The 14,908-nt window shown below is 69.5% G+C and carries 11 protein-coding genes; 4 read left to right on the top strand and 7 right to left on the bottom strand.

Annotated elements, in window-relative coordinates:
- Positions 1-52 precede the first annotated feature (52 nt).
- The 3 genes from Pla133_RS22700 to Pla133_RS22690 all read left to right on the top strand — a co-directional run bounded on the left by Pla133_RS22700 (position 53) and on the right by Pla133_RS22690 (position 4,649).
- Complete coding sequence (locus Pla133_RS22700) at positions 53-583, top strand: FixH family protein (RefSeq protein ID WP_145069570.1); 531 nt, start codon at positions 53-55, stop codon at positions 581-583.
- Positions 584-585: 2 nt separating this feature from the next.
- Positions 586-2,064, top strand: coding sequence for a cytochrome-c peroxidase (locus tag Pla133_RS22695; protein WP_145069568.1), 1,479 nt, complete (start codon positions 586-588; stop codon positions 2,062-2,064).
- Between the two features lie 290 nt (positions 2,065-2,354).
- Positions 2,355-4,649, top strand: coding sequence for a hypothetical protein (locus Pla133_RS22690; protein ID WP_145069566.1), 2,295 nt, complete (start codon positions 2,355-2,357; stop codon positions 4,647-4,649).
- 124 nt (positions 4,650-4,773) lie between these two features.
- Here the strand turns inward: Pla133_RS22690 and Pla133_RS22685 are convergent, their stop codons facing one another.
- From Pla133_RS22685 to Pla133_RS22660, 6 genes are all read right to left on the bottom strand, one after another.
- Positions 4,774-6,546 (bottom strand): hypothetical protein, encoded by a 1,773-nt coding sequence (locus Pla133_RS22685; RefSeq protein ID WP_145069564.1) that lies wholly within the window; start codon positions 6,544-6,546, stop codon positions 4,774-4,776.
- A gap of 325 nt (positions 6,547-6,871) precedes the next feature.
- A complete protein-coding gene (locus Pla133_RS22680) occupies positions 6,872-7,327 on the bottom strand; it encodes a hypothetical protein (protein ID WP_145069562.1) in 456 nt (151 codons plus the stop codon).
- A gap of 215 nt (positions 7,328-7,542) precedes the next feature.
- Positions 7,543-8,709: a 5-(carboxyamino)imidazole ribonucleotide synthase gene (locus Pla133_RS22675; protein ID WP_145069560.1), complete on the bottom strand. Its 1,167-nt coding sequence runs from the start codon at positions 8,707-8,709 to the stop codon at positions 7,543-7,545.
- A gap of 14 nt (positions 8,710-8,723) precedes the next feature.
- Positions 8,724-9,248, bottom strand: coding sequence for a 5-(carboxyamino)imidazole ribonucleotide mutase (gene purE / locus Pla133_RS22670; protein ID WP_145069558.1), 525 nt, complete (start codon positions 9,246-9,248; stop codon positions 8,724-8,726).
- A 183-nt stretch (positions 9,249-9,431) separates the two neighbouring features.
- Positions 9,432-11,123, bottom strand: coding sequence for an FG-GAP repeat domain-containing protein (locus Pla133_RS22665; protein WP_145069556.1), 1,692 nt, complete (start codon positions 11,121-11,123; stop codon positions 9,432-9,434).
- Positions 11,120-12,574 carry a DUF1565 domain-containing protein gene (locus Pla133_RS22660; protein WP_419191864.1) on the bottom strand — a complete coding sequence of 485 codons (1,455 nt, stop codon included), beginning with the start codon at positions 12,572-12,574 and terminating at the stop codon, positions 11,120-11,122. The genes Pla133_RS22665 and Pla133_RS22660 overlap by 4 nt, the downstream gene beginning before the upstream one ends.
- Before the next feature lie 304 nt (positions 12,575-12,878).
- Between Pla133_RS22660 and Pla133_RS22655 the strand changes: the two genes are divergently transcribed.
- The gene (locus Pla133_RS22655; RefSeq protein ID WP_419191863.1) at positions 12,879-14,522 is read left to right on the top strand and encodes a bifunctional aminoglycoside phosphotransferase/ATP-binding protein; all 1,644 of its coding nucleotides are present in this window, start codon (positions 12,879-12,881) and stop codon (positions 14,520-14,522) included.
- Positions 14,523-14,658: 136 nt separating this feature from the next.
- On the opposite strand, the gene Pla133_RS22650 is transcribed toward Pla133_RS22655, so the two are convergent.
- Entirely contained in the window at positions 14,659-14,898 is a 240-nt protein-coding gene (locus Pla133_RS22650) for a glutaredoxin domain-containing protein (protein ID WP_145069550.1), read from the bottom strand.
- Positions 14,899-14,908: the final 10 nt, after the last annotated feature.

Genomic DNA, 14,908 nt, shown 5'->3' with positions numbered 1-14,908 from the left:
GCGGCGGCGCGTTGGCCGACCATCCTAAGCGGCGCGCAACCTCGACTTCTCCATGACCGACTTTCGACCGCTGCTGGGTGTCCTCTCCATCGCCATCGTCATCGGCTGTGCCGGACCCGGCGGGGGGGGCGGCGCGGGGTCGGCGGCCTGCGCCTGCGAGGGCGCGGAGTGCGCCTGCCCGGGGGACCCCTGCACCTGCGGGGCGCGGCGGCCCGAGTCGATGCCGAGCACGGGCCTGCTCACGGCCGACGCCGAGGGCTGGCACTCCGGGCTGACCCTGGATGGCGCGACGCGGGTGCGCTGGCGCGGGGTCGAAGGGGAGACACCCACCAACCGCCTCTTCGCCCTCGAGTTGGAGCTCCTGGACGGTGCCGAGCCGGTCACCGGCGCCGAGGTGGGCGTCTCGGCCTTCATGCCCGACCATGGCCACGGCATGAACTACGTGCCGCAGACCACCGAGCTGGGCGCGGGGCACTATCGCGTCGAGGGGATGCTGCTCCACATGCCCGGCTTCTGGCAGCTCCACGTGGACGTGGTGCGCGGCGGGATCGCGTCCCGCGCGACCTTCGACCTGGACCTGTGAGGGTGGCTGGTTCCAGGCAGGAGCGCGGCGCCGCCGAGTGGGCGGCGGGGGCGATGGCCCTCGGTAGTGCGGCCCTGTTGTGGGCCTGTGCGGGGCCCGGGCGTGATGCGGGCGACCCTGCGCCGCGGCAGGCGACGCCCCTCGAGTTGGCCCTGATGGCCCTGCCGATCGAGCTCGATCCGGCGCGCTGGCAACTGGTCAGCCAGGGGTCGCCGCTGCCCCCGGTTCCGGCCGACCCCACCAACCGAGTGGCCGACGATCGGCGGGCGGCTCTGCTCGGGCGCGCGCTGTTCTTCGATCCGCGCCTGTCCGACGACGGTCAGACCTCCTGCGCCACCTGCCACGTGCCCGAGCTCGGCTTCGACGACGGCGAGGTCCATCGCGTCGCGCCGGGCGATCACCTGCGCCGCACGCCGGGTCTGTTGAACGTGGGCCACCTGCGCTGGCTCGGTTGGGACGGGCGCAAGGACAGCCTGTGGTCCCAGGCCCTGGGCCCGCTCGAGGCGGCGCGCGAGCAGAACACGTCGCGGGTGCACGTGGTGCGGACGGTGCTCGCCGATCCCGACCTCGCCGCGGCGCTGGAAGCAGTGTTCGGTCCCCTGCCGGCACTCGAGGGGCTGGATCGCGCGGACGAGCACGCCCGCCCGGTGTGGCACGACGCGGACCACCCCCTCTCACAGGCCTGGGCGGCCATGGACCCGGAGCTGCGCCGCGAAGTCGACCAGGTCTTCGTGTACGTCGGCAAGGCCCTCGCGGCCTACGAGCGTCAGTTGGTCAGCGGACCGGCGCCCTTCGATCGATTCGTCGCGGCGGTGCAGTCGGGTGACCGGCAGGCCGCGAGGCTGCTCGAGCCCGCGGCGGAGGTCCCTTCGCCTGCGGCGCCTGACTCGACGACCGCGCTGGAGCGCGACGCAGCGCTCGATCTTGGAGGAGCGCGCAATCCCTCGGCGCTGCGCGGCCTCGAGCTCTTCTTCGGTCGCGCCAACTGCCACACCTGCCACAACGGGCCGCTGTTCACCGACTACGAGTTCCACGACACCCTGTTGCCCTTCGAGGACGACGGTCGGCCCGACCGCGGCCGCCACCTGGGGATCGAGCTCGTGCGCGAGGACCCCTTCGGTGGGCTGGGCGAGTACTCCGACGACCCCGATGCGAGCGGCGCGCAGAAGCTGCGCTTCCTTCCGCGCCGCCCGCACCAGTACGCCGAGTTCAAGACGCCGAGCCTGCGCGACCTCGGGCCGGGGCCGTACATGCACCGCGGTGAGTTCGCGAGCCTGGGCGAGGTGCTGCGTCACTACAACACCCTCGCGGGTGCGCGCCGCAATGCCCACGGAGGGGAAGCGATCCTGGTTCCGCTGGATCTCGACGAGGGGCAGTTGGCCGACCTCGAGGCGTTCCTGCTGAGCTTGCGGGGAGCCGCGCCCCCGCTGGAGTTGTGGGGGCCGCCGAGTCGGGCCGAGCTTCGCCAGCTGGCCGACTGAGGTCCGGTCTGGTCCTCGGCGCGGCTGATCGGCCTCTCCGAGGGGCCATGGGGCCTGAGATTTCGCATTTCGCCGTTCGGTCTCCAGGGGATACGCCCGGCGGATCGATGCGTGGGGCTGGTGGTCGGGCCGCGCTCCTGCTGGGGCGAACTGTCGAACCTCGATCGAGGGGGCGGCAGTGGATCGACGGCCGCGTTCCGAGCCAGATCGCCCGTCGACGGAGAGACGACAGCGCCGCTGGCCACCCCGGACAGACCCGGGGAACACACCCCCTAGCCGGACGAAGGTTCATGCGTCGCAAGTTGATTGTCGCCATCCCGCTCCTGCCCCTCGCTGCCTGTGGTGGCGGCGGGGCTGGCACCTCTGGTTCGATCTCGGGGCTCGAAGGCCCCAGTGAGATCTCGGTCCTGACCGCCGACACCGGGTCGAGCTCGAGCGCCACCGCTGGCGGAACGGTCGCACCCGGCGCCGGGGTCGGCGACTTCCCCGTCGGTGCGGACTACTTCACCGACGAGCAGAACGAGTACGTCTACGACCCGTCGATGGAGGCCCTCGGGACGATCAACCTGATCCTCGGGATGGCGCGCCAGACGGCCTACCCTGTGATGGTCAATCAGGGTGCCTACCTGGCCCAGATCGATCAGAGCCTGATCGAGACCGGCGGCGGCGGCAACGGCCAAGGGGGCAGCACCCCCGAGCTGCAGATGTGGACGGCACGATCCACCCGCGCGACGAACGACTCGCCCCAGTACGCCTACTTCTGGGTCCCCGGCGACGACCCGGGCACGCCGGAGACGATCTTCGCGCAGATGTCGATCTACGAGGGGGCCAGTGTTTCGAATCCCTTCGGTGACTTCGGCGTGAACTTCGCCCGCGCGGCGGACTACGCCAGCATCGGCAGCGCCGAGCTGTGGGGTCAGCTCCTGACGCTGGACAGCGTCGGGACGGACATCGGCTTCAGCTTCTACGAGTCCAAGGGCGACCTGGGCGTCGTGCCCTCCGTCGGCGACGAAGCCACCCTGACCCAGGCCGTGGTCCAGATGGCCGAAGATCAGGCCGCGGGCTCTGCCCGGGTCTCGCGCCAGGACCGCTACGACTTCGGCGGTGGCGACACCGGTGTGATCACCCAGGACTACACCCTGGCCTACGACGACACCCACGTCCTGCGCCAGAAGGACGCCGAGACGCCCGTCTGCCTGAGCCGCACGGAATTCAATCAGAGCGTCTGGGGCTACACCCTCTACAACGCGAGCGGCCCCGACGCCGGCGAGCGGGTCGAGATGAACGGCGGCTTCAACTTCGTCACCGACGGTGGCGAGTACGGCTGGATGAGCTACTGGGGCATGTGGCTGCCCCCGGGCGTGACGGTCGACAACGGCGACACCGTCACCAAGGTCAACTACGGCAGCTCCGGCTCTGGCACGGAATACACCGTGGCCCAGGCCCCGGGTCGTTTGATCCGCTACACCCAGGACACCCTGACCCTGGCCGAGATCACCGGTGACCTCTTCGAGTGGTGGGACTTCAGCGGCACGCCGGCCTACTACCGGGTCAGCTACAACGGCAGTGGTTGGTTCAAGACCGCGGTGCTCAACGACAGCACCGGTGACTGGGACGCGCTTAGCCCGACCCAGGCGTTGGTGCTCTCCTCTGGAGAGTGGCTGGGCATGTGGTCGAACACCCTGGGTGGGTCGGTCAACTACGTCGAGGGTGAAAGCACCATCAGCTACTCCTCCGAGGAGATCGTGAGTGGCGGCGACAGCCTGTTCGACGGAGCCACCTCCCTGACCCTCTACGGCTTCACCGAGATGCTCGCCAGCGAGATCTCCCAGGTGAACGCCGAGGCCGGGTCGATCTACATGGCGAACGCGCCCGACGCGGGGACGCCCTACGAGTTCACCTTCGACCAAGCGGACCTGACTCTGATCCACGACGTCAACGGCGACGGCTCGGTCGAGACCGTGGTCGGCCTCGACACCGGCGTCGAGGTCACCAGCGGTCCCTTCAGCTGGGGCATGCGTTCCGGTCCGATGGTGACCGACCTGACCGGTGTCTCGAACATCTGGGACCTGTGGTCCGCCTCCGAGTACTACGTCTACGAGACCGGTCACAACCCCTGGAACAAGTTCCAGGCCCTCGTCACCTCGGGCGGCGACTACGCGGAGTTCGACGCGCCGATCCAGTTCAGCTACCTCCACACGACCGCGGCTGATCGCAACGACGACCCGACCTTCGACGGCAAGACCGTGCTGCTCCAGTACGAGGGTGCCGGGACCCTTTGGGGCATCCCGGACGAGCAGGTCGACCTGGACGGTGACGGCAACTCCGACCACTACAAGCCGCTGTTCGCCATCGCCGACGGCACCCTGATGGGCCCGACCGGCGTCGAGTACGTGGCCAAGGCGGTCGACGTCGAGCTCAGCCTCGCCGAGGCCCCGGGCGAGTGTGGGGCCCTGAGCCTCACGACCGCGAGCGGTCTGACCCTGCCCGACGGTTCGACCTTCGTCACCCCCGGCAACGGCGTGAAGCCGGTCGTCGCCGGTCCGCCGTCCGTGATCGCGGGCGTCGTGCAGGGTTCGAACTGACCTGACAGAGCCGTGACTGCGTCTCGGCGCGATCGGCCGGTGTCCCCACCGATGGGGGTGCCGGCCGATCTTCGTTCGCTACGCCTCGACTATCCCCGCAACTTGATCGAGGGCTCGCCCCCGTTCAGGGCACCTTCGTGACCCCATCGGCAGTCACCAGGTAGCTGGCGCTCCAGTCTCCCTCCCGTGTGGCGAAGCGGTAGTGCCCCGGCGGCAGGCCCGTGATCGTGAAGCGACCATCCACATCGGTCTTCATGCGCAGCACGGGTGCGAGGCAAGCCGGTGCCTGGGGCTCCCCGCCGAGGACCTCGCCACGCACGAATCGCAGGGCAGGTGAGGCGCCGGAGCTCGGGTCGATCGTGCCGTTCAAGACGACGTCGTTCACTGCCAGGTGAACCTCCAGGACTCCCGCGCCATCGACGTCGATGGCCCGGTGGGCCAGCAGTAGCTGACTCGAGTCCTCCGACGTGGCGCCGCAAACCAAGTCGTGGCTCCCGGCCCCGGCACCGGTCAGGCGAAAGGCGCCGCCCACGTCGACGGTGGCCAGGCGCGTCGGTCGGAGCGGGTCCTCCTCGAACAACAGGGCGCGACAGCCTCCTACGGCCCCTGGGTAGGGGTGGGAGAAGGTGCCGACGATCGTCGAGCCGAGCACACCACCGTCAAGGTCGATCGTGCGCCGGGCACGCTCTCCGGGCGCGAGCGAGAGCCTCTCGACGGCCAGGGCCTTGGGCGCCACGAGCTCGGGGTCGAGCTCGAGGTCCGGAACCTCCAACCCAAGGACCGTCAACTCATGGTCGCCTGGGCGGATGCCCGCCAGCGAGAACTCGATCAACGGTCCTGCTCGGTTCATCTCGGCCTGCAGCCGGCGGCCGCCCGTTCGCAGCTCGGTCAACTCCACGGAGACGACTTCCGTTCCGCTCTCCCCGACCAGCACCACGCCCTCCAAGCGCGCTGCCGACGCCATGGAGACCTCGAGCTCCAGCGACGGCGAGTGGTCGGCGCCGACCCAAACCGTCTCGCGGGCATAGTCGGGATGCCTCGCCTCGATCAGCGCCGGACGCCCGAAGGGCAGGGGCAGGTGCAGGAGCCCAGCCGCGTCTCGATCGACCGCACTCGGCGCAGGGTCGTGCTCGGCCATGTGCTCGAGCAGCACGCGCCGGCGCAACTCGTCCCTGTCGCGCGGGAAGGGGCTGCCCTGCTCGAAGCTCAGTGCCCGCACCGAGCCCCCCTCGAGACTCGCTCCGGTCGCCCCGTCCACGAGCCGCACCCGCAGCACCTCCTCGGCCATGAACGGCAGGTCGCCCAGGTCGAGGGTGCCCTCCTTGGGCATGAAGATCTGTCCCAGCTCGTAGGCTGCATGACCGGGCAGGATCAGGGCCAACTCGGCGCTGGGCGTCAGCATCCCCGGCGACATCCAGAACCTCCCCGCCGACTCCGAGGACCCGGGTTCCAGCGGCACCGTTCGTGTCTGCACGAAGTAGCCCGGCTCGCTCGACGTCGTGTCCAGCTCGAAGACGCCAGCGACATCGACGGTCCCAGGAAACTCCTGGGCCACGGTCGGGTCCGGGAGGACTCGGCCCCGGATCACGAGGGTCGGTCGCACAGCGAGGGTGACCGATCTCCCTCCGACATGCTCGATCTCGTCCGGATCGACGTGCCAGGAGTCCACCAGCGCCGCGATCCGGTAGCGACCGAGGGGCAGGTCCTCGAATGTGTGGCTCCCGACCACGATTTCCTGGACGGTTCCTCCCGGGCCGTCGAATTGCGGTTCGAGCTTCAACTCGAGTCCCGTAGCCAGGCGTTCGAACTCGCCGAAGTCGAGGGCCAGGTGCAAGTCGCCACGACTCGCGCCGGCCTCCCGGCGACTGGAATTCGCCGCGGCGAGCGTCGCGGTCATCTCCTCCCGCTCCGCCCCCACCTCGCCGTGCGGAACTTCCGCTAGCGCCGGCTGCGCCTTGTCGCCAGGAACAGCTGCCCGGTGATCGACAGCCCTGGACCTCAGGATCAGGACCGCCGCGGTGCCCACCAGCACCAGCAAGAACGTAGTCGGCCAGATACGCATCGAAGAATTGCTCGGAGTTCGGTGACTGAGTCGGGTGTCAACGGACCACTGGGAGCGCGGCCATCTCGGGCCGCGCCCCATTCGTGGTGTCTCTTTGTCGCGATCGGCCCCTGGGGCGGCGATCAGCGTGTGCCTTCGCGCTCAGCGAGAGCCAGCGCGATCAACAGTCGGCGGCGAACTCGATGACCGTGAACGAAGTGAGCTCGCAAACCCAACCGAGCAGGAGCGTCGGCTCGCACCAGAACTTGTACTTCACCGTCCGACACTTGCCGGGCGGAATGGCACCCAGGCTGACGTCGCCACTCTGACCGGTCGCTTGCCCGTTGCTCGACGGCGAGCCGCCGCCACGGAAGGTGGGATGAACCACCTTGGCGTGCTTCAACGCGCCCGTGATCTCACTGCTCGTGCAGTTGCAGACGGAGACCCGGTGGTTCCCGCTCGCCTCCTTGGGCACGGGGGCCCCAGTCGGATCCGATCCCGCCGTGCCGCTCGCGGCCGGCCCTCCGCCCGCACCGACACCCATCGCTGCCGATGCGGACTGCGACAGCGTCGCGATCGAGATCGCCGCCAGTGCCGCCGTCGCCACGATCATCCCTCGAACGAGTTTCGTGCTCATCGTCAGATCTCCTCTCCTACGCGACCGCTCCGGTCGCGATCTCCAGGCGCGATTCCCACGAACCGCCACCTGGAACGTCGATTCGGCGCGGCTGTTGCCCCCGATCGGTGGAAACTTCGATTCCGTTCCGATCGCACTCGAGCCAGCCGCTCAACCCCTTGGACGGATCGCGGCCGGTTCGGTTACACGCCGATCCGAAGACCGGTTGCGTCGTTTCAGCCGCGGGTCAGGGCCGCCCGCGCGGCGAGTGCCCGCTCGGTCGCCTCGTCCACGCCGTCGCCCAGGGCGCAGATGTGCCCCATCTTGCGTCCAGACCGCGCCTGCGACTTGCCGTACAGGTGCAGGCTCGCGCCGCTCACCGCCAAGGCCGCGCTCCAGTTCGGCTCGCCGGCAGCCCACAGGTCGCCGAGCAAGTTCACCATCGCCCCCGGACGCCGCACCGCGGTCGAACCCAAGGGCAGACCACACAGGGCGCGCACGTGCTGCTCGAACTGGGAGGTGTCGCAGGCCTCGATCGTGATGTGCCCGGAGTTGTGCGGCCGCGGCGCCAGCTCGTTGACGATCAGCCCGTCGGCGGTGCGGAACAGTTCCACCGTCAACAGGCCGACCACGTCGAGACTCTCCGCGATCCGCGTCGCGAGGGCGCGCGCCTCATTCGCCAGCTCCGCGTCGATGCGCGCCGGAAACCGCGTCACGTCGAGAACGTGGTTGGCGTGGTCGTTCTCGAACACCGGGAAGGTCGCCGTCTCGCCGCCGGCTCCGCGCGCGACGATCACCGAGAGCTCCGCTTCGAAATCGACCAAGGCCTCGAACACCGCCGGCGCCGCATCCCCCGTGGCCCGCGGGGCGCCGATCGCTTCCCAGGCTGCGCGCACGTCGCCGCCGGGTGCCAACCGCGCCTGGCCCTTGCCGTCGTAGCCGAACTCGGCGCGCTTGAGCACCCCGGCTCCGAGCTCCGCCAGGGCCGCCGCGACCTCCGCCGGCGAGGCCACCGCGCGGTGCGGTGCTACGGGGAACCCCGCCCCGGCCAAGGCGGCTTTCTCCAGGCAACGCTGCCGACAGATCTCCAGCACCCGCGGCGCCGGGTGCACCGGCACGTGGCGCCCGAGCTCCGTCAGGGTCGCCGCCGGCGCGTTCTCGAACTCGAAGGTGATCCGGTCGCAGCTCTCGGCCAGCTCGCCGGCGGCCTCCACGTCGTCGAAGCCGGCCACGATCTGACGGTCGGCCACCGCCGCCGCCGGCGCGTCGGGGGTCGGGTCGAGCACGATCACCCGATAGCCGAGCTGCCGCGCCGCCACCGCGAACATGCGCCCGAGTTGGCCACCGCCCACGACGCCCAGGGTTCCGCCGGGCAGGCAGACGCGCTCCGATTGGTCGGCCATGGTGCGCGATTCGCTCAGGCGCCCAGTTCCGTCGCGAGCACGCGCTCGGTCTGGATGCGTCGGAACTCGTCCAAGCGCCGCGCCAGCTCCGCGTCCCAAAGGGCCAGGATCGACGTCGCCAGGAGCCCCGCGTTGGTCGCCCCCGCGGTCCCGATCGCCAGCGTCGCCACGGGCACACCCGCCGGCATCTGCACGATCGACAGCAGCGAGTCGAGGCCGGACAGGGCCCGCGACTGGACCGGCACCCCGAGCACCGGCAGGCGCGTCTGGGCCGCGACCATGCCCGGCAGGTGCGCCGCGCCGCCGGCCCCGGCGATGATGACCTTCAGGCCGCGCTCCACGGCGGTGGTGGCGTAGTCGGTCAAGAGCTGCGGCGTGCGGTGCGCGGACACGATGCGCTTCTCGAAGGCCACGCCCAGACCCTCGAGGATCTCGGTCGCGCCGCGCATCGTCTCCCAATCGGAGGCGCTGCCCATGATCACGCCCACCAGGGGCCGGGATGCGTCGCCGGTGGGGTGGCCAGTGGTCTCGGAGGTCATGTCGCGAGGGCTGGCCCGGGCGGCGCCGGCGGGGCGCTCCTGACGGCCGATCGGCGGAGTGTAGCGGACCGGCGCGCGGGCCCATCGACCTGCGCCGCCGGGATCCGCTGCTGAGACCTTCCGCCTCCGGCGGGCGCCATCGAGCTCGCCGCGGCGTCGCTCACCTCGCGCTGGACGACCGGGCTACGGGACCAGCTCAATCGCAACCGGCCCGGCGGCGTAGTCGAAGCCGGTCGGTGGGCCGACCACGGCGGCGAGGGTCAGGGTGGCGCCGGCGAGGGAGGTGGACTCGAGGCCAGGGGGGAGGGTGAGCTTGGCCGCGGCCGTGCCGTTGGGGTCGGTGACGCCGAGGAAGCCCTGGAAGGTGGGGGTGCCGATCAGGTCGAGGGCGGCAGTGGTGACGAGGTCGGGGACCAGGGGCAGGTGCAGCGCTCCGGCGGGACCGGGGAGCTCGATGCCCGGCACGGAGCCCGAGGCGCCGACGAGGATCAGGTAGAGCTGCCCGCCGGAGAGGGGCCCTGCTTCGAGGGACAGGTCGACCGCGCCGCCGGTTGAGAGCGAGACCTGGGTAGTGCCCACGGCGCGCAGGGGCTGGTGGTCGTAGAGCTTGATGCGCCCGCCGTACTCGTTGGCGGCGCCGACGAACATCTCGGCGAAGCCGTCGCCGTCGAAGTCGACCAGGTCGAGGCCCATGCCCAGGCGGGCGTAGGCGTGGGGGCCCCAGATGTCCTGGCGCTGGGCGGGGTCGAGGTCGGGGCCGAAGTAGATCGAGATTCGGCCGGGTTGCTGCATGTCTTCGCTCGGGATCTCGCCCTCGAAATCGGCGAAGGGTGCTCCGATCACCAGGTCGGGCCAGCCGTCGCGGTCGACGTCGGCCACGTCCAGACCGTCGCCGAAGCCGGAAGAGCTGAGGTGCTCGTCCGCGATCACCGAGGACGCGTCAAACATCGGGCCCCAGACAACCCCGACCGATTCCGAGATCGAGGTCGACCCGTCGGCGCCGACGAGATCGAGGAACCCGTCGTTGTCGAGGTCGATCACCAACGAGTTCAGTGTGGGAAGGGCCCACAAGGGCGAATCGAAACTCAGCGGAGTGTCCTGATTGAGATCGAGAAGCCAGACAAACTGGTTGTACTGCGGATCGACATTCGAGGTGAGCACGTCGTCATCGCCGTCGTTGTCGACGTCGGCGAAGTGCAGGATGCGGCCGAAGAAGGAGCTGGCATCGGGCGGCTGAGGGAGGAGGGTCTTCACCGGCGCCATGTCGAAGGTCGGCCCGGCGTAGATGAAGACCTTCCCCACCGCGTACGCGCCGCCCGGGCCATCAGCCTTCAGAGCGCCCACTACAACGTCGAGGTGGCCGTCCCCGGTCATGTCGTACACCGCCGCAGCACGGCCGAAGTAGGCTTCCTCGTCTGCGATGGGATTCACGAGCTCGACGGTCGACGAGAAGCTCGGCCCGAAGCTCACGTAGGCGCGGCCGATGTTGGGTGTGGTCGTACCGAGGTTGGATCGGCTGCCTGTAACGACCAAGTCGTCGAGGCCGTCACCATTGAGGTCCTCGAAGAGGAGGCTGCTCAGGTTGCCTCCTAGCTCGTCGCCGACGGCTGCATTGGGCAGTGCGACGACCGCCAGCTCTTCGAAGCTCGGCCCGTATCGGACCCAAGCTTGACCGATGTAGCTCGGGGTTGCGTCGGTGAAGGCCACGTCCAAGTAGCCGTCCCCATTCGCGTCGCCCGTGACGACGCTGTCGCCGAAGAAGGCGCTGCCGTCGTACTGGTGCAGGACGGCGACGTCGAAGGAGACATCGGACTGAGCCGAAGCGATGCTCGACCCGATGGCGGACAGAGTCCCAAGGAAGGTTCTGATCTTCATTGTCCGATGGTGATCGTGGGCCAAGGCGTCGTCGGGTCGAGGTTCGCACCGGTGCTGAAGTTGAACCGCTCTTGCGGAGCCGTGGATGGCGCGATCGGGCGATGGAAAGGGAAGTCCGTCGACGAGTCGAAGCTCTCGCCGGGGCCGACGACGCCCGTCGTGTAGGGGGCCGGCAGCGTGGCAACGTGGCCCAGGGGGTAGGTATAGGTGGTCGGTGTGCTCGCGGTGTCGGGCAACCCACCTTGGTTGCAGTCGAAGAGCCAGTCGACTTCCGGGACCTGGTAGGTCCAGGTGTTTCCGATCGCCAGGACCGGCGAATTCGTGCTGTTGAACAGGCCAACGTAGGAGACTTCGTCGTCGTCGAGCGCGGGCCAGGGCTTGGTCACGTCGACCGTGAACGTGTTCTGGCCAGGGATGGTGAGGCCGTACGGGGAGTTCTCGTCCGTTCCCGCGTAGCCGGAGCCGAGGTCGAGGATGTTGTCGACGGACGCGGCCAACCCTCGGAAGCTCGCGCCGAGCTGGTTGTTCACGAATTCCGTCTCTCGGACCACGATCGACGTGTCGACGATGTCGCGGCAGTAGATGCCACCGGTAGGGCCTGGTACGCCGCCGACATCGAGCGGTGCATGGTTCTCGAAGCGGCAGCCCTTGACGACGGCCGATCCACCCGTGACGCCGGCGTACTCCAAGCCGCTCTCGTTTTCGTCGAAGACGGTGTCGAAGAGCACGAGGTTGGCTTGACCCGGTTCGAGGGCGTCGTGGTTCTGTCGGAAGATGCAGTCTCGGACGCTCAGCGTCATCGACGTTGTGGTGGCCTCGAGTAGGCGTAGACCAGCGTGCCCGGCATCATCCGTCGTCGGATAGACCGGACCGCAGCGACTGATGCTCGTGTCCTCGATCGTGATCTCGCGCGCGCCCGGGTCCGCACTCGACGTGTCCTGGACGAAGATGCCGTGAAAGAAATCGTCGATGGAGCAATCGACGACTGATGTCGCGGCGCTCGCGCTTCCAGGAAGGTCACGCAGATGGAGTGCCTTCAAGCCGGTCGGGATCGTGCCGGTCGAGAGGTCGAAGTTGGCGGTGGCCAGGTCGAGGCGCTCCAGCCGAAAGCCGCTGGCACCGTCGACGAGAATCGCGGAGTTGGAGACCGAGCTCGGGAAGAGGGCTCCCTCTGCGGCGGCATCAACCAAGATCATCGGCTTGGGCGTCCTCGATCCGATGATCGTGATGTCGTCGCTCACGACTTGCAGCGGGAAGATCTCCCCAGTCGGATTGCCCGGTGAGGACTCCGTGTACCGGTAGACGTTGCTGCTCCCACCGGCCACCTGCACCGTCGAGCCCGCCGGGATCACTCCTCCCGCAGTGGCCCCTTCCAGCGCCCGCGTGATCGTCTTGAAGGGCGTGCCGAGCGAGCCGTCGCCGGTCGAGTCATCTCCCGTGGACCAGTTCACGTAGAACGTCGACTGGGCCTGGGCCTGGGCTGCGAGGCCGGCCGCGAGGAACAGAGCGAGGGCGAAGAATCTCGGGGGGGGGTCATGGAATGGCCTGGGTCAAGGTGAACAAGAATGAAGCGCGATGGAGCGACCCTAGGGGGGGCCGCCCGATCCCGCAATGTCGGCCGACGGACGCTGGCCGGAGGGGCCCCGTGGACCCTGGAAGTCGAGTCGATCGGCGCCCGCAGCCGCCCGAACTCCGCTCCGAGCAGCTCTCGTTCGTCGACCTCGCCCGGTAGGATCCGCTCCCGCGAGTCCACCGATGCTCGGACAGAACCCCCTTCGAACCCTGCTCGACGACGGGCGCCTGTACCCCGACGGGCAGGCGCCGGAGCGCTTCGTGGAGACCCACATCAGCGTGCTCGCCTTCGCCCGCGACCTCGTCTACAAGGTCAAGAAGCCGGTGGACCTGGGCTTCGTCGACTTCACGACGGCCCAGCGGCGGCTGCACTTCTGCGCGGAGGAGCTGCGGCTCAACGCGCGCATCTCGCCCGAGATGTACCTGGGGGTGGCCCGCCTGACCCGGGGTGAGGACGGCGCGCCGCGCTTCGGCCCGCCGGGGCCGCCGCCGGAGGAGGTCGGCGAGGCGCTCGACTTCGCCGTGGTCATGCGGTGCCTGCCCGAGCGCGGGATGCTCGACGCCGCCCTCGACCGGGGCGAGATCGACAACGGGCTGCTCGAGCGCCTCGCGAACACTCTGGTGGACTTCCACGCCAGCGCCGAGCGCGGACCCCAGGTCGACGCCCACGCCGAGCCCGCCGCTGTGGCCGGCGTGGTCCAGGCCAACTTCGACGACACCCGCGACCTGGTGGGGGACCTGCTCGCGGAAGAGGGCCGCCTCGCGACGCCGGAGCTGCACGCCCACGTGGAAGCGGCGGCGCGCGACTTCCTGGCCAACCACGCGGAGCTCCTCGAAGCGCGCATCGCCGCCGGTCGCGTGGTCGACGGCCACGGGGACCTCCACGCCGGCAACGTCTGCGTCGTCGACGAGCACCTGTGGATCTACGACTGCGTCGAGTTCGAGCTGGCCTTCCGCGCCGGGGACGTGGCCTGCGACCTGGCCTTCCTCTGCATGGACCTGGACCTGCGCGGCTACCGCGCCTTCGCGGCCTACCTGGCGCGGCGCTACGCGGACCTGGCCGAGGATGCGGAGCTGGCGCGCCTGTTGCCCTTCTACAAGGGCTATCGGGCCATGGTGCGCGCCAAGGTCGAGGCCATCGGCGCCCGCGACCCGGACCGCCCGCCCGCCGAGCGCGCGGGCTCCCTCGCCCGGGCGCGGCGCCACTTCAACCTGGCCGCCAGCTACACCCTGCCGCCGGCGTTGATCCTGACCTGCGGCCTGCCGGCCACCGGCAAGAGCTGGATGGGCGAGCGCGTGGCCCAGGCGTTGGGTGGCCCGATCCACAAGAGCGACGTGCGTCGAAAGCAGCTCGCGGGCTTGGCGATCGGCAACCGCCAGCGCGAGGGCTACGACCAGGGGCTCTACACGCCGCAGAACAAGCAGCTCACCTACGACTCGCTCTTGGCCGACGCGCGGGCGGACCTCCTGGCGGGTCGCTCGGTCGTGATCGACGGCAGCTTCGTCCAGGCCAAGTGGCGGGTGCCCTTCCGCGACCTGGCGGCGGAGCTGGATGCGCCGATGGTGCTGCTCGAGATGCGCGCCGACGAGGAGACGATCAAGCGGCGGATCGAGAAGCGGTTGAAGGACCCCCACGAGCCCAGCGAGGCGGACTTCAACGTGTACCTGGCCCTGCGCGACCAGTGGGAGGAGCCAGACGAGTTGGAGCCGGAGCAGCACCTGGTCGTCGACGCGGGCGGGTCCACCGAGGCCGCGATCGGACGGTTGTTGGACCGAATCCGAGGATTGGCGCGGGGTCAGTCCGACGAGCGTGGGGCCGCGGATTAGGCGTTCGTACTGGACGTACGGTGGCGGGACCATTTGTCCCACCAGCCGCCGTCGGCGTTGCGGAACGCAACGCCGACGGCGGCTGGTGGGACAAATGGTCCCGCCACCGTACGTCCAGTACGAACGCCTAATCCGCTCAGTCCTTCAGTCCGCCCGCTCGATCGACCGCCTGCAGCTCGCTGAAGCCGCCGATGAACTCGCCGTCCAGGAGCACGATCGGCACCGTCCCGTGGTCGAACTTGCGCTTGACCTCGCCCAGCTCGGCGTCCTTGCCGTCCATCACGTGCTCGTCGTAGGCGACCCCGCGCTGGTCCAGGAGCTCCTTGGCTCGGATGCAGAAGGGGCAGTAGGACCAGGTGTAGATTTCGGCTTTCACGGCGGCTGAT

It is taken from the genome of Engelhardtia mirabilis (genome assembly GCF_007748095.1).
Classification (GTDB): Bacteria; Planctomycetota; UBA1135; order UBA1135.
The sequence above is the reverse complement of the archived record's forward strand: the minus strand, read 5'-3'. Positions and strand labels throughout refer to the sequence as shown.